20 protein-coding genes and 1 other RNA gene are annotated in these 24,290 nt (G+C 68.9%); 19 read left to right on the forward strand and 2 right to left on the reverse strand.

All coding sequences use genetic code 11. The features are described from left to right. Window positions 1–238: 238 nt before the first annotated feature. Both OXU42_16840 and OXU42_16845 read right to left on the reverse strand, forming a co-directional pair. Window positions 239–2,023, reverse strand: coding sequence for a hydantoinase B/oxoprolinase family protein (locus tag OXU42_16840; protein MDE0031056.1), 1,785 nt, complete (start codon window positions 2,021–2,023; stop codon window positions 239–241). 37 nt (window positions 2,024–2,060) lie between these two features. Further along, the gene (locus OXU42_16845) at window positions 2,061–4,130 is read right to left on the reverse strand and encodes a hydantoinase/oxoprolinase family protein (protein ID MDE0031057.1); all 2,070 of its coding nucleotides are present in this window, start codon (window positions 4,128–4,130) and stop codon (window positions 2,061–2,063) included. Between the two features lie 214 nt (window positions 4,131–4,344). Between OXU42_16845 and OXU42_16850 the strand changes: the two genes are divergently transcribed. The 19 genes from OXU42_16850 to OXU42_16940 all read left to right on the forward strand — a co-directional run bounded on the left by OXU42_16850 (window position 4,345) and on the right by OXU42_16940 (window position 24,273). After that, complete coding sequence (locus OXU42_16850; GenBank protein ID MDE0031058.1) at window positions 4,345–5,115, forward strand: 3-oxoacyl-ACP reductase FabG; 771 nt, start codon at window positions 4,345–4,347, stop codon at window positions 5,113–5,115. 32 nt (window positions 5,116–5,147) lie between these two features. After that, entirely contained in the window at window positions 5,148–6,533 is a 1,386-nt protein-coding gene (locus tag OXU42_16855) for an FAD-binding oxidoreductase (protein MDE0031059.1), read from the forward strand. A 184-nt stretch (window positions 6,534–6,717) separates the two neighbouring features. After that, window positions 6,718–7,452 carry a C4-type zinc ribbon domain-containing protein gene (locus tag OXU42_16860; protein ID MDE0031060.1) on the forward strand — a complete coding sequence of 245 codons (735 nt, stop codon included), beginning with the start codon at window positions 6,718–6,720 and terminating at the stop codon, window positions 7,450–7,452. A 68-nt stretch (window positions 7,453–7,520) separates the two neighbouring features. Then, window positions 7,521–7,899: RNase P RNA component class A (rnpB, locus tag OXU42_16865), an RNA gene on the forward strand. Between the two features lie 351 nt (window positions 7,900–8,250). After that, the gene (mraZ, locus tag OXU42_16870) at window positions 8,251–8,703 is read left to right on the forward strand and encodes a division/cell wall cluster transcriptional repressor MraZ (GenBank protein ID MDE0031061.1); all 453 of its coding nucleotides are present in this window, start codon (window positions 8,251–8,253) and stop codon (window positions 8,701–8,703) included. A gap of 34 nt (window positions 8,704–8,737) precedes the next feature. Further along, window positions 8,738–9,106: an STAS domain-containing protein gene (locus OXU42_16875; GenBank protein ID MDE0031062.1), complete on the forward strand. Its 369-nt coding sequence runs from the start codon at window positions 8,738–8,740 to the stop codon at window positions 9,104–9,106. A gap of 12 nt (window positions 9,107–9,118) precedes the next feature. Beyond that, window positions 9,119–10,072: a 16S rRNA (cytosine(1402)-N(4))-methyltransferase RsmH gene (rsmH, locus tag OXU42_16880; GenBank protein MDE0031063.1), complete on the forward strand. Its 954-nt coding sequence runs from the start codon at window positions 9,119–9,121 to the stop codon at window positions 10,070–10,072. Window positions 10,073–10,204: 132 nt separating this feature from the next. Then, the gene (ftsL, locus tag OXU42_16885) at window positions 10,205–10,552 is read left to right on the forward strand and encodes a cell division protein FtsL (GenBank protein ID MDE0031064.1); all 348 of its coding nucleotides are present in this window, start codon (window positions 10,205–10,207) and stop codon (window positions 10,550–10,552) included. Continuing rightward, the gene (locus OXU42_16890; protein ID MDE0031065.1) at window positions 10,549–12,492 is read left to right on the forward strand and encodes a penicillin-binding transpeptidase domain-containing protein; all 1,944 of its coding nucleotides are present in this window, start codon (window positions 10,549–10,551) and stop codon (window positions 12,490–12,492) included. The genes ftsL and OXU42_16890 overlap by 4 nt, the downstream gene beginning before the upstream one ends. 5 nt (window positions 12,493–12,497) lie before the next feature. After that, window positions 12,498–14,018 (forward strand): UDP-N-acetylmuramoyl-L-alanyl-D-glutamate--2,6-diaminopimelate ligase, encoded by a 1,521-nt coding sequence (locus OXU42_16895; GenBank protein ID MDE0031066.1) that lies wholly within the window; start codon window positions 12,498–12,500, stop codon window positions 14,016–14,018. 30 nt (window positions 14,019–14,048) lie between these two features. Then, window positions 14,049–15,446 carry a UDP-N-acetylmuramoyl-tripeptide--D-alanyl-D-alanine ligase gene (locus OXU42_16900; protein ID MDE0031067.1) on the forward strand — a complete coding sequence of 466 codons (1,398 nt, stop codon included), beginning with the start codon at window positions 14,049–14,051 and terminating at the stop codon, window positions 15,444–15,446. 3 nt (window positions 15,447–15,449) lie between these two features. Then, the gene (gene mraY / locus OXU42_16905; GenBank protein MDE0031068.1) at window positions 15,450–16,526 is read left to right on the forward strand and encodes a phospho-N-acetylmuramoyl-pentapeptide-transferase; all 1,077 of its coding nucleotides are present in this window, start codon (window positions 15,450–15,452) and stop codon (window positions 16,524–16,526) included. Window positions 16,527–16,546: 20 nt separating this feature from the next. Next, complete coding sequence (gene murD, locus OXU42_16910; GenBank protein ID MDE0031069.1) at window positions 16,547–17,932, forward strand: UDP-N-acetylmuramoyl-L-alanine--D-glutamate ligase; 1,386 nt, start codon at window positions 16,547–16,549, stop codon at window positions 17,930–17,932. Continuing rightward, a complete protein-coding gene (ftsW, locus tag OXU42_16915; protein MDE0031070.1) occupies window positions 17,929–19,035 on the forward strand; it encodes a putative lipid II flippase FtsW in 1,107 nt (368 codons plus the stop codon). Before murD ends, ftsW begins: the two co-directional genes overlap by 4 nt. Next, window positions 19,026–20,156: an undecaprenyldiphospho-muramoylpentapeptide beta-N-acetylglucosaminyltransferase gene (gene murG, locus OXU42_16920; protein MDE0031071.1), complete on the forward strand. Its 1,131-nt coding sequence runs from the start codon at window positions 19,026–19,028 to the stop codon at window positions 20,154–20,156. The genes ftsW and murG overlap by 10 nt, the downstream gene beginning before the upstream one ends. Further along, window positions 20,153–21,562: a UDP-N-acetylmuramate--L-alanine ligase gene (murC, locus tag OXU42_16925; protein ID MDE0031072.1), complete on the forward strand. Its 1,410-nt coding sequence runs from the start codon at window positions 20,153–20,155 to the stop codon at window positions 21,560–21,562. The genes murG and murC overlap by 4 nt, the downstream gene beginning before the upstream one ends. Then, entirely contained in the window at window positions 21,559–22,473 is a 915-nt protein-coding gene (murB, locus tag OXU42_16930; protein ID MDE0031073.1) for a UDP-N-acetylmuramate dehydrogenase, read from the forward strand. Before murC ends, murB begins: the two co-directional genes overlap by 4 nt. Next, window positions 22,470–23,435 (forward strand): D-alanine--D-alanine ligase, encoded by a 966-nt coding sequence (locus OXU42_16935; protein MDE0031074.1) that lies wholly within the window; start codon window positions 22,470–22,472, stop codon window positions 23,433–23,435. Before murB ends, OXU42_16935 begins: the two co-directional genes overlap by 4 nt. Then, the gene (locus OXU42_16940) at window positions 23,428–24,273 is read left to right on the forward strand and encodes an FtsQ-type POTRA domain-containing protein (GenBank protein MDE0031075.1); all 846 of its coding nucleotides are present in this window, start codon (window positions 23,428–23,430) and stop codon (window positions 24,271–24,273) included. The genes OXU42_16935 and OXU42_16940 overlap by 8 nt, the downstream gene beginning before the upstream one ends. Window positions 24,274–24,290: the final 17 nt, after the last annotated feature.

The raw sequence follows: 24,290 nt of genomic DNA on the forward strand, positions 1-24,290 counted from the left end.
ATGGTGGAGAAGCCGGTGCGGAAGAGCGAGGTCTGCATCTCCTGCACGATGCCGTCCAGCGCAGCGCGGATGACCTGGACGGTGATGGGATCGGCAGTTTGGGTCATGTTTGGTCGGTTGTCGTTGTTTGAAATGGCGTCCTTCGACTTCGCTCCGCTACGCTCAGGACGAACGGTTGGCGGAGAGTCTTTCTTACGTTCGTCCTGAGCGTAGCGGAGCGAAGTCGAAGGACGCCATTTCATGTTCGCACGGCCTTTGCGCGCCCCCTCCGCACCGCGGCCGTCCGCGCCTCGTCCAACGCGAATACCCCGCCGCTCTCCACTACGGCCACCCCATACGCCTCAAGGGCATACTCCGCCGAGACGTAGCCGTTTTTTACGTCCCTCAGCACCGCCTCGGCGTCGCGTTCCAGGGGCTCGCCCAACCCGCCGCCGCCCGGTGTCTCCAGCCGGAAGACGTCGGCTCGGCGCACTGCGACGTCGGAGCAGCGAGACGGGATTTCCCGCTCTTCCTCCGAGCCGGGGTTCAAGATGCCTTTGCCGGTGCGGCCGGTGCCGCCGCCGTCCACTCCCTTGGGGGCGACCACGTGCTTGGTGGAGCGGAGTGAGAAGCGGCCCTCTGGGTTCAGGAACTCGTACTCGCGCACGAAGCCCAGCCCGCCGCGGAACTTGCCGGGGCCGCCGGAGTCGCGCACCAGCTCGAAACGGCGCAGCCGAGTATCGAACTCCGACTCGATGATCTCGATGGGGGCGATGCGGGCGTTGGACTGGTTGACGTTGGTGCCGGACACGCCGTCCTTGCCGGTGCGGGCGCCGGAGCCGCCGCCGAAGATCTCGTATTGCACGTAGCTGCGGCCGGTCTTCTCGTTCCTGCCGCCGATGATGATGGAACGGCTGGCGCAGCCGTCGGCGATTTTCTTCACCGGGGTGAGCTGGCTCAGGGCCTCGAACAGGGCCTCCACCAAGGCATGCACCGTGGGGTTGTAGGTGTTCACGGGCGCCGGGAAGCGCGGGTTGAGCACGCTGCCTTCGGGGCAGTTCACCTCCACCACTCGGGCAAGACCCTGGTTGGTGGGGAGGGCGGGGTCGGTGAGGGCCGTCAGGCAGTAGGAGCACGCCGCCCGCACCACCGACGGCCGGATGTTGGCCGGGCCGCGGGTCTGGTCCGCGCTGCCGGTGAAGTCGAACAGCAGCCGGTCCTCTTTCTTGTCGATGCGCACCCGGATGCGCACGGGCTTGTCGAGGTCGATGCCGTCGCTGTCCAGGAAGCGCTCGCCCTCGGCGCTCGTGTCGGGCCAGGTGGCGATCTCGTTGCGCACCCGCTCCTCGGTGAGCTGGAACAGCCGGTCGTAGCAGGCCAGAACGGCCTCGCGGCCGTACTTGGCCATCATCTCGCCGAAGCGCCGCTCGCCCAGGCGTGCCGCCCCCACCTGGCCGCGGATGTCGCCCACCACCAGCTCGGGGGTGCGGCTGTTGCAGCCTATGATCTCCTCGATGTCCTTGCTGGTCCTGAAGCGGTCGATGTACTTGACCGGCGGCACCTGGAGCCCCTCCTGATAGACCTCCCGCGCTTGGCTCCAGCAGCTCCCGGGCACCGGCCCGCCGATGTCGCTCTTGTGAGCCATGGTGGCGGAGAAGCCCACCCACTCGCCGTCGAAGAAGATCGGCGTCATCACGCACATGTCCGGGGCATGGGGGCTGCCGCCGAGGTAGGGATGGTTGGTGATGTAGGCGTCGCCCTCGTGGATCTCCTCCGGCGAATAGTTCCGCAGCACCCCCTGGGCACAGGCCGGGAACGCGCCCATGTGGAGCGGCAGCACCACGTGCTGTGCCGCCACCTCGCCGTCACAGGTGAGGAGCGCGCAGCTCGCGTCCTGGGATTCCCGGATGATGGTGGAGAAGCCGGTGCGGAAGAGCGAGGTCTGCATCTCCTGCACGATGCCGGCCAGCCGCGCCTGGATCACCTGGAGGGTGATGGGGTCTGCGGAGGCCGCGTTTGCCGCGCTGGATTCGGGATGTGCCATGGGTCGTCCTTGTCGGATTACGCTTCGCTAATCCGACCTACTCCTTCGCCGTGATGATCAAGTTCCTGTAGTCGTCCACCCGCGCCTGTTGCTCGGGATGAATCACGGTGGTGGTGTCCATCTGCTCCACGACGGCCGGGCCGGCCAGCTCGTGCCCCGGCTCCAGGCGGTCCCGGTCGTAGATGGGAGTGTCGTGGAAGCCAAGGTCGCGGCCGAAAAAGATTCGGCGCTCGCCGGTGCGGGCGTCGTCCACGCTGCTCCCGGTGGCCTTGAACGGGGACAGCCGGGTCTGCGGCACCCGTCCCTCGGACACCAGCCGCACGCTCACCAGCTCCACCGGCTCGGACTCGGCCTTGTGGCCGTGGGCCTGCTCGTGGACCTCGTGGAAACGTTGCTGTACCAGCTCCATGTCTTCGCGCTTGAGCGGCGGAGAGGGGCACGGCACCGTCAGTTCGTAGCCCTGGCCGGCGTAGCGCAGGTCCAGGAACGGCGTCAGCACGATGTCCTCGTCCGAAAAACCCTCTCCGGACAGCTCTTCCCGCGCCTGCTCCACGAGTTGGTCGAACAGCGAATTGATGTCGTCGGGCGCCAGCTCCTGCATCGGCGCCAGCTTGGAGCGCACGTGGTCGTGCTTCACGTCCGACATGAGCAGCCCCAGGGCCGAGTTGACCCCCGGCGTCAGCGGCACCAGCAGCGTCGGGATCCCTAGGTCCAGCGCCAGCCGGCCGGCGTGCATGGGCCCCGCGCCGCCGAAGGCCACCAGGGTGAACTCGCGGGTGTCGTAGCCGCGCTGGGACGACACCGCCTTGATGGCCTCCTCCATCTTGACGTTGATGATCTTGAGGATGCCGTCGGCGGCCTCGTGCAGGCTCAGCCCCAACGGTTTGGCGATCTTCTCCTCCACCAGCGACTCCGCCTTGCCTTTGTCCAGCGTGAGCCGCCCGCCGAGGAAGTGGTCGGGGTCCAGCACGCCCAGGATGACGTTGGCGTCGGTGACGGTGGCGTTCTCGCCGCCCCGGTCGTAGCAGATGGGGCCGGGATCGGCGCCGGCGCTGTCGGGCCCCACCTGGAGCGCCCCCACCGAGTCGATTCGCGCGATGGTGCCGCCGCCGGCGCTCACGGTGTGGATGTCGAGCATGGGCAGGCTGATGGGGCGCTGGCTGATGCGCCCCTGGGTGGTGACCACCGGGCGGCCCTGGTGGATCAGCGCCACGTCGCAACTGGTGCCGCCCATGTCGAAGGTGATGATGTTGTCGATGCCTACCTTGCCGCTGGCGCCCAACGACGAGATTACGCCGCCCGCCGGTCCCGACAGCACCGTGGCCACGGGGATGCGCGCCGAGGTCTTGAACGTGGACACGCCGCCGTTGGACTGCATGATGTAGAGTTGCGGCGTGGTGACCCCCATCTCCCGCAGGCGGTCTTCGAGGCTGCCCAGGTATCGGCTCATCACCGGCGCGATGTAGGCGTTGATGACCGTCGTGCTCATCCGGTAGAACTCGCGGATCTGGGGCAGCACCTCGCACGACAGCGACAGGCTCGCCTCCGGGAACTCCTGGGCCATGATCTCCTTGACGGCCAGCTCGTGTTCGAGGTTCAGGAAGGAGAACAGGAAGCACACGGCCACGGACTCGACGCCCTTGGCCTTGAGCCGGCGGATGGCTTCCGCCGCTTGCGCCGGGTCCACCGGCGTGAGCGCGTTGCCCTGGAAATCCACTCGTTCGCGCACCTCCTCGGTGGTGTAGGGGGCGGCCAACAGGCGCGGCTTCTCGAAGAACAGGTCGTAGGTCACCGGCCCGTAGCCCCGGCTCTGCTCCATGACCTCGTAGATGCCGCGGAAGCCCTCGGTCACCAAGAGCCCGGTGACCGCTCCCTTCTCCTCCAGCAGGGCGTTGGTGCCCACCGTGGTGCCGTGGGAAAAAAAGCTCACGTCGCCGGCCGGCACGCCCTGGTCGAGCAGCTCCCGGACCCCGTTGAGCACCGCCTGGAACGGTTCTTTCGGGGTCGAGGGCACCTTGGTGATGCTGATCTCGCCGCTGTCCTCGTTGAAGAATACGAAGTCGGAGAAGGTCCCGCCGGTGTCCACCGCTACTCGATATCGCGCCATCGGAGTTGCGTTAACATGATTTGTGGGGGCGTTCAATTTCCGTGCGCGCCACGATGCCGATCGACCGGAAGACCGGGGTGCGAACACCGCCGGATGGGGGTTTCCACCGCGCCGCGCTGCTTGACAGTGGCCGCGGTTTCCCGATAGAGCAGTGCTGGAAAACTACGCGGCCACAGGAGCCGCCGCGGGCCGCGGCGGCCGGAGAGGAGCACTCATGATCGAAGGTTTGCAGGGAAAAGTGGTGATCGTCACGGGCGGCGGGCACGGCATCGGCAAGGCGTATTGTGAAGGGTTTACCAAGTCCGGTTCGCGCGTGGTGGTGGCGGACATCGACAAGGACGCGGCGGAACAGGTGGCCGCCGACCTGGGCAAGATGAGCGAGGCGGGTTCCCTGGCGGTGCGCGTGGACGTGTCCGACGACGACTCCACCCAGCAGATGGTGGCCAAGACCGTCGAGCAGTTCGGCCGCGTGGACGTGCTGGTGAACAACGCGTCGATCTTCGCCACCATTCCCATGAACCGGGGCCGCATCGAGGAGATCAGCATTGAGGAATGGGACAAGCTCATGTCCGTGAACCTCAAGGGCGTGTTCCTTTGCTGCCGCGCGGTGTTGCCGCAGATGCGCCAGCAGAAGTCCGGCAAGATCATCAACGTGGCCTCCGGCACCGCGCTCTCCGGCCCTCCGGGACGCATTCACTACGTGGCCTCCAAGGCCGGCGTCATGGGCTTCAGCCGCACGCTGGCGCGGGAGGTGGGGGACGACAACATCCAGGTCAACATCCTGTGCCCCGGATCGACCCTGTCCGAGGTGAACCCCACCGAGGAGATCCTCAAGATGCGTGAGAGCAGCATCGGACAGCGCGCTATCAAGCGCGTTCAGGTCCCCCAGGACCTGGTCGGCGGCGTGCTGTTCATGGCTTCGCCCCTGGCCGACTTCATGACCGGCCAGACCCTGGTGGTGGACGGCGGCCAGAACATGCACTGACAATTCAGGGCGGGGTAAGGCGGGGATGGCGCATGGCCGGATATGCCGGCACCATCGGCCGGCTCGTTGACCTGCTCGGCCGGGCCGCCGTCCTCACCGATCCGGCCGAGCTGGATCTGCACGCGTGGGACGCCCTGAGCGACAGCCGCATCCACCCCGCACACCCCATCGTCCCCGTTCATCCACTGTGCGTCTGCACCCCCGCGGACACCGGCGAGGTCCAGGCCGTGGTGCGGCTGGCCAACGAGGTCCGGGTCCCGCTGGTGCCCTACGGCGGCGGCTCCGGACTGATGGGCGCGGCGGCCTCCCTCACGCCGGGCATCGTCGTGGACCTGCGGCGGATGGGCGCCATCCTGGAGATCGATGCGGATTCGCTCACGGTCCGTGTCCAGGCCGGGGCCGTGTTGGAGACCGTCGACGCGGCGCTGCGGGCCTTGGGGCTCATGCTGGGCCACGATCCCTGGACCCTGCCGGTGGCCACGGTGGGGGGCACCGTCTCCACCGACAGTCTCGGCTACCGCGGCGGCAAGTACGGCTCCATGGGGAGCCAGGTGCTGGGGCTGGAGGCGGTGCTGCCCCAAGGGGAGGTGTGCCGCACTCCCGCCGTGAGCAAGCGCTCCACGGGCGTCGATCTCAAGCACCTGTTCATCGGCGGCGAAGGCTGTTTCGGAATCCTCACCGAGGTAACGCTCCGGCTCTTTCCGGTCCCCGAGACACGCTCCCTCCATGCCTTGCGGTTCGGCTCCTTCGCCGCGGGCTTCGAGGCGGTGCGCGACCTTGCCCGCGCCGGCTGCCGGCCGATCCTCCTCGACTACGGCGACGAGACCGAGGACCCGGACGGGCCCTCGGTCCTGTATCTGGGCTTCGAAGGGAACGCCGATCTGGCGGGCGCGGAAGAGCGCGTGGCGCTGGACGGCTGCAGGCGCCGCGGCGCCCGGAAACTCGCGGGCGAGCGGGCGGAGCGCTTCTGGCGCGAACGCCACTCCGCGGCCCGGCGCTTTGCCGCCAACCGGAGCGAGCGCCGTAAACGTGGCGGGGACGGGGTGCACCAGGATTGGGTCCACGTGGCCCTGCCGGCAGGGCAAGTGCTGACCTTCCGGCGGGAGGCCATCGCCCTCGCCGCGGCCCGCGGGGTGCGTTTCCGCGAGAGCGGGCTCTGGACCGGCCCCGAATTGTTCTCCCTGCGGCTCGCGAAGGAGGGCGGCGACCGGGCCCGGGCCGAACTGGGCGACGCCGTAGCGGCGCTGCTGGACCGCGTTCACGCTTACGGCGGGTCCGTGGAATACTGCCACGGCGTGGGTGTCAAGCTGGCCCCCTTCATGGCCCGCGAGCACGGCCGGAGCCTCGAGCTGATGCGCTCGCTCAAGCGCTGCCTGGACCCCAACGGCATCATGAATCCCGGCAAGCTGGCCCTGTGACGCGCTGAGTGTCGCGCCCCATACCCCGCCCTTTGACAATTTATTCAAATGTGGATACCCTCCGGTTCAGGAATGAGACGACAAATCTATCGGAGACGGGCGGACAGCCTGAACGGTCAAGAAGGAACTGCACCCACGGGGGCGGTTCCTTTTTTTGTCGGATGGCCGCCGACGGGAGGGTACCGTGTTGCGTGAGCAGTTGGAAACACTCGCGGTTCTTCAGGACATCGATCTCGAAGTGAAGGAGCACAAGGACGCGCAGACCGAACGGCGCCAGGAAATGGAGACGCGCGAGCGCGATATCGCCCGACTGGCGGCCGAGGTGAAGACGTTGAAGGAGACGTGGGAGGACCGGGACCGCGTACGCCGCGACAAGGAGCAGGTAATCCACGACGCCAACCGGAAGGCCACCGACAAGCGCATGCGCATGAGCCATGTGAAAAACCTCAAGGAACTCCAGGCGCTCCAGCGGGAGATCGGCGTCATCAAGGAGTCCAACGCCATCCTGGAAGAGGAACTGATCGAGGTGATGACCGACCTCGAGGAACACGAGGGGATCCTCAAGCAGAAGGAAGAGGAGTTGACCGGCCTCCAGGACGACTGGAACCAGAGAAAAGGGCCCTTGGTGCAGGAAATCGCGGACCTGGAGCACAAGATCGACCAGACTCGTGACCTGCGCGCCGCCACCGCGTCACGCCTGAACGACGATCTGGTGGGTCGTTACGAGCTGCTGTTCAACCGCCGCGGCGGCACGGCGGTGGTGGTGGTGTCGTCGGCCATCTGCCAGGCCTGCTACATGAACATTCCGCCGCAGCTTTGGAACGACGTGCTGCGCAACGAGCGCGTGAACCTCTGTCCGAGTTGCCAGCGCATTCTCTTCTACAACCCGCCGGCTCCCGAACAGGGCGGCCAACCCTAGTGTCCTGTCTGTGAGACAGGACACTAGGGTTGCGTCCAGGCCCCGCAAGCGGGAAACTGAGGCCTGGACCAGCGGACCAGACGGTCGCCTCCGCCTTGCGTGGAGGAGGAAAGTCCGGACTCCACAGGACAGGGTGGCCGTTAACGGCGGCCTCGAGCGATCGGGGGAAAGTGCCACAGAAAACACACCGCCCGGCGGGTTCCGGCTTCACGCCGAACCCTCGGGTAAGGTTGAAAAGGCGAGGTAAGAGCTCACCGGTCCGCCAGTGATGGCGGATGCTTGGTAAACCCCACCCGGAGCAAGACCAAATAGGAGGGTTGGGTCGTCCGCCTGAAGCCCTCGGGTAAGGTCGCTGGACCCCGCGAGCAATCACGGGGCTAGATGAATGACCGTCCCGCTTCTCGTTGGGAAGCGTCACAGAATCCGGCTTACCGGTCCGCTGGTCCCCCTCCCCCCGTTCGGCGGCGACCCGCCGCGAACATACACACCGTCCCACCCATTCCGCCGACCGGCGCGCCGTCGAGGCCGCGCCGTCAAGTTTATTTCCGCCCGCGCAGGCTCGCGACCAAGTCCTCAAGTCCACATCTTGTGGCCGTTCCCCCCCTTTTCGGGTCGGGACCAGCCAGATGTGGGAACAACCCATGCCTTCGATGCCCGTCGGGCTACACCACGGATCCCGAAAATTGTGACGTTTTCGTGTTGACGAGGGGTTGGTGCAACGGTATATTCGCCTTCAGGTGGGATAAAGTGGGATAAAATCCCATGGTTTCAGCTCGGTCTCACCGAGAGTGCAAGGCAATGTTCCGCGGACGTTACGAGCATACGGTCGATACCAAGGGGCGGCTGAGCATTCCGGCCAAGTATCGCGAAGTCCTCCTGGGCAAGGGAGATCCTCGCCTCATTATCACAAACTTCGTGGTCAGCTCCAAACGCTGCCTCGACGTCTATCCGCTGGACGAATGGACGGCGCTGGAGGAGGCGGTGCGTCAGAGGCCCAAGTTCGATCCCAACATGGTGCGGTTTCAGACCTATTATCTCGGCGGAGCCATGGAATGCGAGGTGGACACGCACGGACGCATTCTCATTCCCCCCACGTTGCGCAAGTACGCGGACCTCAAGCGCGACGTGATGCTGGTATCGGCGGGGGAGAAGTTTCGCATCTGGGACAAGGACGCCTGGGACACGGTGTTCACGGAGGCTGAAGAGCAACTCATGGAGGATCCGGGCTCGTTCTCGGACTTGGGCCTGTGAGTCACGAGGCGATACCGGAAGAAAGGAGCGATCCATGATCGGACTCGACCGAAAGGCCATTCAGGATATCGCCGTGATCGACGTCAACGGCGACATCGACCTCCGGGAGATGGTTCGGATCAAGGACATGATCGGCGGCCTGATCGAGAAGGAACGGCACAAGGTAGTGCTGAACCTCAAGGCCGTGGATCACATCAACTACCTGAGCATCGGGGTCTTGCTGGACCGCCTGAAACTGCTGCGCGAGATGAACGGCGACCTCAAGATCTCGGGCATGAGTCCGCACCTGAAGGACATCTTCCGGGTGGTGGGCATGGACGGGGTGTTCGAATACTACGCCTCGCTGGACGAGGCCATCGAAAGTTTCGATGACGACTGGGAGGGGGCGGCCACCTGTCATTGAACGGCCGCCGCCATGAGCTACGCGCACGAGCCCGTAATGCTTCATGAGGTGCTGGATATTCTCGCGCCGTCGCCGTCGCGGCGCTACCTGGACGCCACCGTGGGAGGCGGCGGACACGCGCGCGAGATCCTGCGCCGGTCGTCTCCGGACGGCGAACTTCTGGGTCTCGACTGGGACGACGACGCCGTGGACGCGGCCGGGCGCGCCCTGGCGGGATTCGGCGGGCGCGTGGTCCTGCGCCGGGCGGGATTCACCGAGGCGCCCGCGGTGCTCGACGAGCTGGGTTGGGCGGGCGTGGACGGCATGCTGCTGGACCTGGGGCTGTCCTCGCATCAACTCGACGTTCCCGACCGGGGCTTCGGTTTCGCCAACGATGCGCGGCTCGACATGCGCATGGACCGGCGCCGGTCACCGGACGCGCACGAGCTGGTGAACACGCTGCCGGTGAGTGAGCTGGGGGAACTGATACGCGAGTTCGGCGAGGAACCGGGGGCGCGCCGGATCGCGCGCGCCATCGGCGCGGAAAGGCGCGGAACGACCATCGAGACCACCCGGCAACTGGCCGGGATCGTGGCCCGGGCCCTGGGTGGCGCGGGCGGGCGGCCCCGGGGCGCGCGCACGCCGGCGACTCACCCGGCCACCCGGACGTTCCAGGCCCTGCGCATCGCCGTGAACCGGGAGTTGGAAAACCTGGAGACGTTTCTCGAAACGGCCTACGAGATGCTGCGCGCCGGCGGGCGGCTCGTCATCATCTCGTTCCATTCAATGGAGGACCGGCTGGTCAAGCGCGCCTTCCACAAATGGGGTCTGGATTGCGTGTGCCCACCGCGCCTCCCCGGATGTGTCTGCGGCTGGAGCCGCAAGGCCGCCGTGGTGACGCGCAAACCACGCGTGCCCGGCAAGGAAGAGGTGCGGGCCAATCCCAGGGCGCGCTCGGCGCGGCTCCGGGCGGTCGAAAGGGTCTAGGAGCCTGTCGGATTTGGTTTGGCGTCCTTCGACTTCGCTTCGCTACGCTCAGGACGAACGGTTTTGGAAACCTGTTTCCGTTCGTCCTGAGCGTAGCGAAGCGAAGTCGAAGGACGCCATCTAGGAGGGGCCATGTTCAGAGCCGGTCAGGAACCGACCAAGGCAACGGGCGTTCTCGATCGGCAGGATGTGGCCGAAGCCCGGGTCGCGGCGCGGCGCGGCGACGCATTGTGGCCCATCGTGTTGAGTTGCCTGCTGGTGGCCTTGGCGTTGCTGCTGGTGTGGCAGCGGCTGCGCGTCGTGCAACTGGGCTACGTGCTCTCCACCGCCGCCAAGCTGGAGCGCCGGCTGGAGCAGACGAATCGCGAATTGAAGCTGGAGTTGGGGTCCCTGACGGCTCCCGACCGCGTGGAGACCATGGCGCGGAAGCGTCTCGGACTCAAGGACCCGGAGGGTAAGCGGGTCGTCGTCGTGCCATGACCAAGGAAAACCCACAGGATCTTGCCGCGAGAATGCGCTTCCGGTTGCGGCTGGCCGGGGGCCTGCTCCTGGTGCTGTTGCTGGCGGTGGCGCTTCGCGCCATACAGCTCCAGGCCTTCGACGGCGAGCGGCTCGCGCGCATGGGCGAGCGGCAGCACCTCCAGGAATGGATCGTCCAGCCCGAGCGCGGCACCATCTTCGGCCGCGACGGCGATGCACTGGCCATCAGCATCGAGGCCCAGTCGGTCTACGTGCGCCCACGGCGCCTGAAGGTCACCGGCAAGGTCGTGGCCGACGTGGCGCGGGCGCTGGACATGAAGCGCGGCGACGTGCGCCGCAGGATGACCGCCAGCGAGCCCTTCGTATGGCTCAAGCGCCAGGTGACGCCGCGCGAGGCGCAGCGGGTGCGCCGGCTCAAGATCGAAGGAGTCGGTTTCTACCACGAGCCCAAACGGTATTACCCGCAAGGGCGGCTCGCCGGGCAGGCCCTGGGGGTCGTGGGCAGGGACGCCCAGGGCCTCGAAGGGGTCGAGCGCAGCTACGACCGCTACATACGCGGGGAGACCAGTTCGTGGGTGGTGGAGCGCGACGCGTTGGGCCGCCGCATGCTGGTGGCGGGCCTGGACGAGTTGAAGCTCCAGCCCGGGCCTGACGTGCACCTGACGCTGGATACCGCGCTCCAGCATCTGGCGGAAAAGCACCTGGAAGCGACGGTCAAGCGCTACCGCGCCAAGGGCGGGACCGTGGTGATGGCCGACCCTTATACGGGCGCGATCCTGGCGCTGGCCAGCTACCCGTTCTTCGATCCCAACCAGTACCAGACCCAGGAACGGAGCCGCTGGCGCATCCGCGCGGTCACGGATACCTACGAGCCGGGTTCCGTCTTCAAGGCCGTGCTGGCGGCGGCCGCCCTGGAGGACGGTGTCGTGGGGCAGGAGGACCTGATCTTCTGCGAGTACGGCAAGTACGTCTACGGCGGCCGTACCATCCATGACTTCAAGGAATACGGCTGGCTGTCGTTCGCCAAGGTCCTTCAGCTCTCCAGCAATATCGGCGTCGCGAAGGTGGCGCACAAGCTCGGCAAGGAGCGCTACCACCGTTACATTCGCCGCTTCGGCTTTGGAGAGAAGACCGGCATCGACCTCCTGGGAGAACGGAAAGGGACGGTGCGCCCTCACCACCAGTGGTACAAGGTGGACCTTGCCGCGGCCTCGTTCGGGCAGTCCATCGGGGTGACCCCCCTGCAGATGGTCATGGCCTTCTCCGCCATCGCCAACGGCGGCCTGCTCATGCGTCCCTACCTCGTGGACCGGGTGGTGGGCGAGGACGGCCGCGTGCTGTTCCGGAACAAGCCGGAAATGCTGCGCCGCGTGGTTTCGCGCGAGACCGCCCGCAAGGTGGTCGACATCCTCAAGGGCGTCGTGGCCGAGGGCGGCACCGGCTCCCGTGCCGCCCTCGCGGGGTTCGAAACGGCGGGCAAGACCGGCACTTCCCAGAAGGCCGACCGCGTCAAGGGGGGCTATTCGAAGAAGCGGGTGGCCTCGTTCGCCGGGTTCGTGCCCGCCGACGAGCCCCGCTTCGTGCTCCTGACCCTGGTGGACGAACCGACGGTTCAAGTCTACGGCGGCCTGGTGGCGGCGCCGCTGTTCCAGCGCATCGCCGGCCCGGCGCTGCACGCGCTCGGACAGAAGCCCGACCGCCGCCTTCTCGAGGCGCCGTCCTCGGCCGGGAAGGTTGGCGTCGTCCGGGTGTCGCGTGCAGGGACCCGGCGCGGGAAGGCCGGTTCCGGCGGGCCGAACCTCATCGGCATGAGCATGCGCCAAGCCGTCGACGAGGCCAGGAAGCTCCGGCTCTCGGTGGTGCTCCGGGGGCACGGCTACGTCGCGGCGCAAAGGATGGACCGGGGCGGCCGCCGCCTCGTCCTGACGCTCAAGGAATGATGCCGATGCTGCTGCGGGAGCTGCTGCATACACCGGATGTCCGGGACGAACGGGGCCCCGTGGACCACCAGGTCCAGGGGCTCGCGTGCGATTCACGCCGGGTACGTCCGGGTTCCGTCTTCTTCGCCCTGCCGGGGCAGCGCGCCGACGGCCATGACTTCGTCGGCGACGCCGTGCGGCGGGGCGCGGCGGCGGTGGTGGTGGAGCGGCCCGTGGCGGTGCCTTCCGGGACCGCCTGCGTGAGGGTGTCCGACGCGCGCCGCGCCATGGCTCACGCGGCGGCGGTGTTCTTCGGCCGTCCGAGCCGCTCGCTCGTCCTGGTGGGCGTCACCGGGACCAACGGCAAGACAACGGTCACCTACCTGCTGGAGGCGATCTTCGGCGCGGCGGGGCGCGCCTGCGGGGTCATCGGCACCATCAGCCGGCGTTACGGCGGACGGCAGCAGCCCGCGCTCCTTACCACGCCCGAGTCCCTCGAGATCGAGGAGCTGCTGGCGGAGATGGCAGGCGCCGGCGTGGGCTTCGTCGCCATGGAGGTTTCTTCCCACGCGCTGGACCTCCATCGGGCGCACGGGCTGGATTTCGACGCGGCGGTGTTCACCAACCTGTCGCGCGACCACCTGGACTATCACGGCGACATGGAGTCGTACTTCCGCAGCAAGGCGCGGTTGTTCACGGAGTGCCTGCGCGCCAGCGTCAAGGAACGGCCGGTCGCGGTCATCAACGCGGACGACGCGCGCGGGCTCGAGCTGGCGCGGCTCACCCGGGACGCCGGGCTGGCGGCCCTCACCTACGGCCGCTCGTCCCGTTGGGACGTCCATCCGGTGCGCCTGGACAGCGACGTGGACGGCTTGCGCGGCACCTTGGCATGCGGCGGGCAAGAGATCGAGTTCGCGTCGCCGCTCATGGGCGAGATCAACCTGGAGAACATCCTGGCGGCGGCCGGGACGGCCTGGGCGTTGGGGGCGGCGCCGGAAGCCATCGTCTCCGGACTTGCCCGGCTGGAGCGCGTGCCGGGGCGGCTGGAGCGCGTGCCCAACGGCTTGGGGGTCACCCTGGTGGTGGACTACGCGCACACGCCGGACGCCTTGGACAAGGTCATCCGTGCCTTGCGGCCGTTGACCCGGGGACGGCTGATCACGGTGTTCGGCTGCGGCGGCGACCGGGATGCCGGCAAGCGTCCGCTCATGGGGGAGGTCGCCGCCGGCGCGAGCGACGCCGTGGTGGTTACCTCGGACAACCCTCGCGGCGAGGAGCCCCTGGCGATCATCCGCGGCATCGAGGACGGCGTGCGCCGCGGCGGCATGCAACGCATCGACGACGGCGCCGGGAGCGCGCACCGCGGTTACCGCGTGGAGCCCGACCGGCGCGCCGCGATTCGCCTGGGCCTGTCGCTGGCGGATCCCGGCGACGTGCTGCTGGTGGCGGGCAAGGGGCACGAGGACTACCAGATCGTCGGCGGGAGCAGGGTCCATTTCGACGACCGGGAAGTGCTGCGGGAGGAAGCCGCCAGATCACTGGCTTGACGGTCGAGGGATGACGGTGCGCGAAGGGTCATGGATTGGAGCATCGAAGAGTTGGCGCGGGCGGCCGGGGGGACCATCGTCCAGCGCGGCGCCGCGCTTCGGGTCGGCGAGATCTGCACGGACTCGCGCCGGGTGGCGCGGAACGGCGTGTTCGTGGCGCTCCGGGGCGAGCTGCATGACGGACACGCGTTCGTCACCGAGGCGGCGCGGCGCGGGAGCGGCTGCGTCATCGTGCAGGAGAACGTGGTCCCGGCCTCGGAGGTGGCGGTGATTCGCGTGCGCGACACCTTGCGGGCGCTGGGAGACGTCGCCCGTTTCCATCGGCGGAGGCTGGCGCCGCGGGTGCTGGCGATCACCGGTTCGAACGGAAAGACCACGACCAAGGAGATGCTGTTCTCGATTCTGCAACGCGCGCGCCTGGACGACCGCCCGTTGCGCGGCCGGGTGCTCAAGACCGAGGGCAACTACAACAACCTCGTGGGTCTGCCCTTGACCCTGCTGCGCCTGGGCGAACGCGAGCGCGTCGCGGTGGTGGAGCTGGGCACCAACCGCCCTGGCGAGATCCGCCGGCTCACGGCCATCGCCGAACCGGAGGTGGCGGCCATCACCTCGGTGGGCCCGGCGCACCTTTCCGGTTTGAAGACGGTGGCCGGAGTGGCGCGGGAGAAGGGTGCGATCTTCCGCGGCCTGGGGGCGCACGGCACCGCCGTGGTCAATCTCGACGACGCCCGGGTGGTGCGCCAGAGCCGCGCGTTCCAGGGGCGCGTGGTGACCTATGGCACGGGCGGCCACGTGCGCGGCGAAGACCCGGAGATGCTTGCCGGCGGGCGCCTGCGCTTCAACCTGCGCGTGGGCCGGCTGCGGGAGCCGGTGCGCCTGCGCCTGTGCGGGCTGCACAACGTGCGCAACGCGGTGGGCGCCGCGGCCATGGCACACGCCTTCGGAGTGGACCCGGCGGCCATCCGCAAGGGACTCCAGGCGGTGCGGCCCGTGCCCATGCGCATGGAAGTCGAGCGCTGGCGCGGCATCGGCATCATCAACGACGCCTACAACGCCAATCCGGCCTCCATGGAGGCGGCCTTGGCCGCGCTGCGCGGGATTCCGGCGCGGGGGCGGCGCGTGGCGGTCCTGGGAGACATGTTGGAGATGGGCGAAAACGAGAGCGCGTGCCACCGCGAGTTGGGCGAGACCGCGGCGCGCAGCGGCCTCGACGCCCTCTACGTGCTGGGCCGCTTCGCCCGCGAGATCCGCCACGGCGCCGTCGGCGCCGGCATGGAGCGGTCGGCGGTGCGCGTGGCGCGCGCCCACCAACCCTTGGGGAAGGAGTTGCGCGGCGTGCTGCGCAAGGGCGACTGGGTGTTGCTCAAGGGCTCGCGCGGCGCGGCCATGGAACAGGTGCTGGCGGCCATGAAGGATGGAGGAGCCTGACCCGTGCTGTACCTGCTGCTCTATCCGCTGCATTCCACGTTCCCGGTGCTGAACGTGTTCCGCTACATCACGTTCCGCGCGGCGCTGGCGGCGCTCCTGTCGCTGCTGCTCTCCTTCGTCATCGGCCCCTGGCTCATCCGCTCCCTCAAGCGCTGGCAGATCGGCCAGCACATTCGCGAGGACGGCCCCGCGCACCATGCCGGCAAGGCCGGCACTCCCACCATGGGGGGCACCCTGATCGTCCTGTCCCTGACGCTGTCCACGCTGCTGGTGGCGGACGTCACCAACGTGTACGTCTTGCTGGCCCTGGTCGTGACCGTGGCGTTCGCCGCCATCGGTCTCGTCGACGACTGGCTCAAGCTCAGGAGCCGCAGCAGCCGCGGGCTGTCCATGTGGAGCAAGCTCGTGCCCCAGACCGCCGTGGCCGCGGCGGCGGTGGCGGTGCTGCTGGCGCAGCCCGACTTCAACAGCACGGTGGCGGTGCCGTTCTTCAAGAACGTGCAACCGGACCTGGGGCTCTGGTACGTGCCCTTCGCGGTGGTGGTGGTGGTGGGCGCCTCCAACGCGGTGAACCTGACCGACGGCCTCGACGGCCTCGCCATCGGCCCGGTGATGACCGCCGCCGCCGCCTACGCGATCATCGTCTACCTCGCGGGCCACGTGAAGTTCGCCGAGTACCTGCAGATTCCCTACGTGTCCCGGGTGGGCGAGTTGACGGTGTTCTGCGCCGCGGTGGTGGCGGCGGGCATGGGTTTCCTGTGGTTCAACACCTATCCCGCGCAGATTTTCATGGGCGACGTCGGCAGCTTGGGCCTCGGAGCCGCCCTCGGGATCGTGGCGGTCATCAGCAAGAACGAGATCCTGCTGGTCTTGGTGGGCGGGGTCTTCGTGGTGGAGGCGGTGTCCGTGATCGTACAGGTGGCGTCGTTCAAGACGCGCGGCAAACGGGTCTTCCGCATGGCGCCGATCCACCATCACTACGAGCTCAAGGGTTGGCCGGAACCGCAGATCATCGTGCGGTTCTGGATCGTGTCGATCATTTGCGCGCTGTTCGCGTTGAGCACGCTGAAGCTGCGCTGAAGGCGTCGAGGGTGGCGAAGGTGTCGTCGGTCGCAACGAGCGTGGAGCCGGTCACGGACGGCAAGCCGGTCATGGAACTGGAAGGCAAGAACATCATGGTGCTGGGCCTGGCGCGCACGGGTCTGGCGGTGGCGCGATTCGTGACGCGCCGGGGCGCCACGGTGGTGGGCGTGGACGCGCGCGCCGCCGGGCAAATGGAACAGGCCCGGGCGGAGCTGGCGCCGCTGCCCGCGGTATGCCACTTCGGCGCGGAGAATCCGGCTTGGCTCGACGGCGTGGACGCGGTGGTGCCGAGTCCGGGGGTGCCGCGGGACAATCCGCTTCTCGTGGAGGCCGCGCGCCGCGGCATGGAGGTGTTGAGCGAGATCGAGCTGGCGGCGCGGTTCGCGTCCATGCCGCTGGCGGCCGTCACCGGCACCAACGGGAAGACCACCACCACGAGCCTCCTGGCCGCCATGCTGGAGGCGGCGGGCCTGCGCGTGTTCGCCGGCGGCAACATCGGCAAGCCCTTCATCGACCACGTGGACGAGGACTGGGACTGGGGCGTGGTGGAGGTGAGCAGCTTCCAGCTCGAATGGGTGCGGGAGTTCCGCCCGCGCGTCGCCCTGTTCCTGAACCTGAGCGAGGACCACCTCGACCGCTACGACGGACTGGAAAGCTACGGCGCGGCCAAGGCCCGGATCTTCGCCGCCCAGCAGCCGGGCGACGTCGCGGTGCTGAACCGCGACGATCCCTGGGTGTGGGGCCTGCGGCGCCGGTTGAGCGCCGGGGTGGTGTCCTTCGGCTGGTCCGAAGTGGACGCGGGGGCGTTCGTCGCGGGAGACGGGATCGTGTGGCGCGGCGGCGGCGCGGAGGAGCGTCTGCCGTTGCGGGATCTGCGGCTGCTTGGGGTGCACAACGTCGAGAACGTCATGGCGGCCCTGTGCGCGGCCCGGGCGGCCGGCGCCGGCGCGCGCGCCGTGGCGACCGCGGCACGGCGCTTCCCGGGCATCGAGCACCGGCTGGAGTTGGTGCGCGAGCTGGACGGCGCGCGCTACTACAACGACTCCAAGGGCACCAACGTGGGCGCGGTGGAGAAGTCGCTGGCGAGCTTCGACGCGCCCGTGGTGCTCATCGCCGGCGGCGTGCACAAGGGCGGCAGCTACGACACCCTGGCACCGCTGGTGCGGGAACGCGTGCGCAAACTGATCCTGCTGGGCGCGTCGGCGCCGCTCATGCGAAAGGCGTTGGGCGCGTCCGCGGACACGGTGGTGGTAAATGACCTCCCCGCCGCCGTGTGCGTCGCCCGGGCGGCGGCCCGCCCGGGCGACGTGGTGCTGCTCTCGCCGGCGTGTTCGAGCTTCGACATGTTCGAGAACTACGCCGAGCGCGGACGCGCGTTCAAGGAGTTGGTGCAGGCCCTATGAGCGCGATCCGCGACATGGACCGCTGGATGGTCATCAGCCTCGTGGTGCTGCTCGCCATCGGCATCACCATGGTGCTGAACACCAGCTACCTCTATTCCCAGGAACGCTTCGGCGACGGCACCTACCTGTTCCGCAAGCAGTTGGTGGCGGTGGCGGCCGGCGTCATCGGCCTGTGCGCCGCCGTCGTGCTGCCCCCCTCGGTCTACCGCCGTCTCACCGTGCCGCTCTTCGTGGTCGCGCTGGCTTCCCTGGTGCTGGTGCTCCTGCCGGGCGTCGGCCTGGTCCGGGGCGGCGCCCAGCGCTGGCTCGGGGTGGCGCCGTTCGTGTTCCAGCCGTCCGAGCTGGCCAAGGTGAGTTTCGTTCTCTACCTGGCCTACACGCTGTCCAGGAAGGGCGAACGGTTGCAGCAGTTCGTGTCCGGGCTGCTACCGCCGCTGCTGGTGACCGGTTTGTTCGTGCTGCTGCTGCTGGCCGAGCCGGACTTCGGCTCCGCGTTCATCCTCGCCATCATCGCCATGGCGATGCTTTTCGTCGCCGGCGGCCGGACGACGCACCTCGCCGCCGTGGCCATGGCGGCGCTGCCCGTCGCCGCGTTCCTGATCATGACCGCGGACTACCGGGTCAAGCGGTTGCTGGCCTTCCTGGACCCCTGGAGCGATTCGGCCAACAGCGGTTTCCAGATCATCCAGTCCTACATCGCCTTCGGTTCCGGCCAGTTGTGGGGCCGGGGGTTGGGGCAGAGCCGGCAGAAGCTCCACTACCTGCCGGAGGCGCACACGGACTTCATCTACTCGGTGATCGGCGAGGAACTGGGGCTGTGGGGCGCGCTCCTGGTCGTGCTGCTGTTCGGCATCCTGCTGCTCCGCGGCATGGGGCTGGCGCTGGAACGCGAGGATTCGTTCACGCGCCTCATGGTGTTCGGCCTGACACTGCTCCTGGGCCTGCAGGCGCTGGTGCACATGAGCGTGGTCATGGGCCTGGTGCCCACCAAGGGCCTGGTGCTGCCGTTCGTGAGCTACGGCGGCTCGGCCATGGTGGTGCACCTCACGGTGGCGGGGATGCTCCTGAGCGCTTCCTTCCGGAGGGACCCGCCATGCGACTGATCGTGGCCGGCGGCGGCACCGGCGGCCATCTCTTCCCCGGCCTCGCCGTGGCTCGGGAGTTCCTCCGGCGCCACGAGGACGCGCGCATTCTCTTCGTGGGAAGCCGCTGGGGCATCGAGAGCCGGGTGATCCCGCGGACCGAGTTCCCGCTGGAGCTGCTGCCCATCCGCGGCCTCAAGGGGCGCGGCCTCAAGGGACTTGTGGAAGGCCTGTACGGCATCCCCCTGAGCCTGTGGCGCTCACGCGCCATCATCCGCCGCTTCGATCCGCAGTGCATCATCGGCCTGGGAGGCTACGCCTCGGGTCCGCTGCTGCTCGCCGGCGTGTCGCGGCGCATCCGCTGCGCCGTGCTGGAGCAGAACCTGCGCCCGGGCCTCACCAACCGCGTCCTGGGCCGGCTCGTGGACCGGATCTTCACCAGCTTCCGCGAGAGCGTGGACTACTTCCCCGCGGACAAGGTGGTGCTCGCCGGCACGCCGGTGCGCTGGCGCGAGTTGCCGGAGGTGGAGCGGGAAGCGGAGCGTTTCCACCTGCTGGTCTTCGGCGGCAGCGCCGGGGCGCGCCGCATCAACGAGACGGTGCTGGGCGCGCTGGCGCACATGGGGGAGGAGGCGGCGGGCTTTCGGGTGACGCACCAGAGCGGGCGCGCGGACGAGGATCGGGTGCGGCAAGGCTACGCGTCGTTGCCGTGCGAGGCCGAGGTGCTGCCGTTCATCGACCAGATGGACCGGGCCTACGCCGCGGCGGACCTGGTGGTCTGCCGGGCGGGCGCCTCCACCCTGGCGGAGCTGACGCTGTTCGGCAAGCCCGCCGTGCTGATCCCGTATCCCTACGCGGCCCACGACCATCAGCGCCTCAACGCGCTGGCGCTGGAAAAGGTGGGCGCCGCGGTGATGATCGTGGAGCGGGAGCTGAGCGCCACGGGGCTGGCGGAGACTCTTCGCACGTTCCACGGCGACGCCGGCCGGCGCCGCGCCATGGGCGAGGCGGCCGCCCGCCTGGGCCGGGGCGACGCCGCCGAGCGCATCGTCGACGAGTGCCACGCGCTGGTGCCGGCGTGGTCGCGGCACGAATCCGGCGCCGCGCCCGGGCCGGCCGGCAAGGAGGCGGCAAGCTCATGAGCCCGGCGCGCCGTGATATCAGACCGTTCGAGCGGCGTCACCGGGTGCACTTCGTCGGCATCGGCGGCGTGGGCATGAGCGGCATCGCGGAGGTGCTGTTGAACCTGGGTTACGAGATCAGCGGCTCCGACCTGCAGGAAAGCGACGCCACCCGGCGGCTCGCCGCGCTGGGGGCGGCGGTGCACATCGGCCACGACGCCGCCCACCTGCCGGAGGAGCTTTCGGTGGTGGTGATCTCGACGGCGGTGAAGTTCGCCAACCCCGAGGTAACGGCGGCCAAGGAAAGGCAGATCCCGGTGATTCCGCGGGCGGAGATGCTCGCCGAGCTGATGCGCATGAAGTACGGCGTCGCGGTGGCCGGAAGCCACGGCAAGACCACCACCACGTCGATGATCGGCCACGTGCTCACCGAGGCGCGCATGGACCCCACGCTGGTGATCGGCGGCCGGGTGCGCTCGCTGGCGGGCAACGCGCAGATGGGCAAGGGCGACATCCTAGTGGCCGAAGCGGACGAAAGCGACGGCACCTTCCTGCTGCTCTCGCCCGTGGTGGCGGTAGTGACCAACATCGACCGCGAGCACATCGACTACTACGGCACTCCCGAAGCCCTGGCGGACGCGTTCCTGGCCTTCGTCAACAAGGTGCCGTTCTACGGCGTCGCCGTGCTGTGCCTGGACCACCCGACGGTGCGCGCGCTGATCCCGCGGGTCAACAAGCGGGTGGTGACCTACGGCCTGTCGGCGGACGCCGACTTCAGCGCCGAGTGCGTGGCGACCCGGCGCATGGAGTCGACGTTTTCGGTGCTGCGCCGCGGCCGCGCGCTCGGGACCGTGACGCTGCCCATGCCCGGCCGTCACAGCGTCGCCAACGCGCTGGCCGCCATCGCGGCGGCGGTGGAGCTGGGAGTGGAGTTCGCTGAAGCGTCCGCGGCCCTGGGCGCCTTCGCCGGCATCCACCGCCGCTCGGAGATCAAGGGAGAGGCGGCCGGGGTGCTGGTCATGGATGACTACGGGCATCACCCGGCCGAGATCGAGACCACGCTGCAGGCCATTACGGAAGGCTGGGACCGGCCGTTGACGGTGGTGTTCCAGCCGCACCGTTACAGCCGCACGAAGGACCTGTTCGAGGACTTCGTGCCGGCCTTCGACCGCGCCCACCGGCTGATCCTCACGGAGGTCTACGCCGCCGGCGAGGAGCCGGTGCCGGGTGTCGGCGGCGAGGAACTGTATCGGGCCATTCGGCGCCGGGGTCACATGGACGTCGAGTTCGTCGCCACCCGGGAGGACATCGCCGGCGGGCTGCTGCCGCGACTGGCGGAAGGGGACATGGTCCTCACCCTCGGGGCGGGGGACGTCTACAAGGTAGGGGAGTCTTTGCTTGAGCGCCTGCGGGAACAGCGCCCATGAGCACGAACCGGCTGGCCGTGGAGCTGAGCGGCATCCCCGGCCTGGAGGTGAAGGCGGGCGAGCCCCTGGCTCGCTACACCTCCTTCAAGGTCGGGGGACCGGCGGATTGCTTCGTCGAGGCGCACACGAAAACGGGCCTGGGCGCGTGCCTGGAGCTCCTGGCGCGCCGCGCCGCGCCGGTGCTGCTGCTGGGCAACGGCAGCAACATGCTGGTGAGCGACCGGGGCGTGCGCGGCACCGTGCTGCGGTTGCGCGGGGAGTTCCGCCGGGTGCGCTGGCTGGGCGACGGGGCGCGCGTGGGCGCGGCCTGCGCCGTGAGCCGGCTGGTGCGCGAGGCCGTGCGCCGCGGCCTCGGCGGACTGGAGTTCGCCGAAGGGATTCCCGGCAGCGTGGGAGGTTCGCTGGTGATGAACGCCGGCGCTTACGGATCGGAGATGGAACGCGTGGTGACCAGGGTTGAGGCTTTGACCGCCGCGGGCGCGCCCTTGGCGCTCGAGCGCGACGAGCTGCACTTCGCCTACCGCGAGACGCGCCTTCCCGCGGGCGCGGTGGTGACCCGCGTGGACCTGACGCTCACGCCGGACGCGCCGGCGGCGGCGGAGACGCGGATGCGCGAGATCATGGCCCGGCGCCGCGCCAGCCAGCCGTCGGGCCGGCCCAACTTCGGTTCGGTCTTTCGCAATCCGCCGGGGGACCACGCCGGACGGCTGATCGAGGCGGCCGGGCTCAAGGGCCTGCGCGTGGGGCGCGCGGAGGTGTCCCGGCGCCATGCCAATTTCATACAGAACCTCGGCGGCGCGCGCGCCGAGGACGTGTGGCGCCTGGTCGAGCAGGTGCGCGGCGCGGTGGAGAGCCGCTTCGCCGTCACCCTGCAGCCGGAGGTTCGATTCGTGGGGGAATGGCCGCGATGAGCGCACGGGCGGGGACATACCGCTCCGGCCGCGTGGGGGTCCTCTACGGCGGGCCTTCCGCGGAACGGGAGGTCTCGCTGGTGTCGGGCAAGGAGGTGGCCGGCGCCTTGCGCGATGGCGGCTACGCGTCGGTGGCGCTCATCGACGTCGGCCCGGACCTGCCCGCGCGCCTGCGCGAGGAGCGCATCGACGTGGCCTTCATCGCGCTCCACGGCAAGCTCGGCGAGGACGGCTGCGTGCAGGGGCTGTTGGAAGTCATGGGGATTCCCTACACGGGCTCGGGGGTGACCGCGTCGGCCCTGTGCATGGACAAGGTGCTGGCCAAGCAGGTGCTGGTGCGCAACCGCATTCCCACGCCGGCCTGCGAGGTGGTGGCCGCGGACCGCTGGCAGGACGTCCGGCTGCCGTTGCCCGTGGTGGTCAAGCCGCGCGCCGAAGGGTCCACCATCGGCGTCTCGATCGTGCGCCGGCGGCGGGACATGGCGCGGGCGGTGCGCGAGGCCTGCCGCTTCGACCGCGACGCGCTGGTGGAAACCTACGTGTCCGGAAAGGAGATCACGGTGGGCATCCTCAACGGCGAGGCGCTCGGGGTGACGGAGATCCGACCGGTGACGGGGTTCTACGACTTCAAGACCAAGTACACCTCGGGCATGGCGTCCCACGTCTTTCCCGCGCCCCTGCCGCGCCCGCTCTACCGCCGGGCGATGCGGCTGGCGGCACGCGCGTGCGCGGCGCTCGGCTGCGAAGGGGCGCCGCGCGTGGACTTCCGCATCTCCCCGGAGGGGCGCCTGTACGCGCTCGAGGTCAACACACTGCCGGGAATGACGCCGCTGAGCCTGCTGCCGGAGATCGCCGCGGGGGTCGGCATCGGGTTCGGCGAGTTGGTGGAGCGCATCCTCGACCGGGCCGTGCTCAGGAACGGAACCCGGAATGCCCCGGCGCCGGAGGCGGCCCATGATTGATCGGCGCGCCAGGTTCAGGAGGTTCGGCCGCCGCCGGGCGGGGCTGGCCGCGGGCGCCGCCGCGGCGTGCGCGTTGGCCTTGGCCGCGTGGCTTTACCCGGAAGCCTTCGCCGGGGTCTACCGGCAGTCCCGTGTCGTGATCGAGGCGTCCGCGGCCATTCGCGGCACGGCAAGGGATATCTCGGAGTTCGTCCTCACGCATCCCCATTTCACGGTGCGCGAGGTCAAGGTCTTGGGAGCGCAACGGGTGAAAGGCGAGGACATCGTGGTGATGACCGGGTTGGGGCCGCACACCGGGATCTGGAGCACCGACCCCGTGGAGCTTGGGCGGAAGGTGGAGCGGCATCCCTGGGTGAAGCGGGCGCTGGTGCGGCGGGAATTGCCGGCGCGGCTGACCATCACCGTGGAAGAGTGGAGCCCCGGCGGCATCGTCGCCCTGGACCGGCTGTACTACGTGGCGGACGACGGCGTTATCTTCAAGGCCCTCGACGAGGAGGACTCCGTCGACTTGCCGTTCGTCACCGGCCTGCGCGCCGCCGGTCTCGTGCCGGAAGCGCCGGACACCCGAAAGAAGCTGTCGCAGGTGCTGGAGCTGGCGCACACGGTGGAGCGAGCCGGGTTGGATCTGTCGGAGATCCGCTTCCGGTCGGGCGGCGGCGTCGTGCTCTATCCGGTTTCCTACGCCGTGCCGTTCCACATGGGCTGGGGCGACTGGGACGACAAGCTCCGCAGGCTCCAATGGTTCCTGCGCGAGTTCCGGGAACAAGGGGCCCGTTTCAGGGCCGTGGACTTGAGTTTCAAGGGCCAGGTGGTGGCGCGTCCGCGAAAGCGGGCGTGAGCCACGATCGCGATCAA

The organism is Deltaproteobacteria bacterium, from assembly GCA_028818775.1.
GTDB lineage: Bacteria > Desulfobacterota > Binatia > UBA9968 > JAJDTQ01 > JAJDTQ01.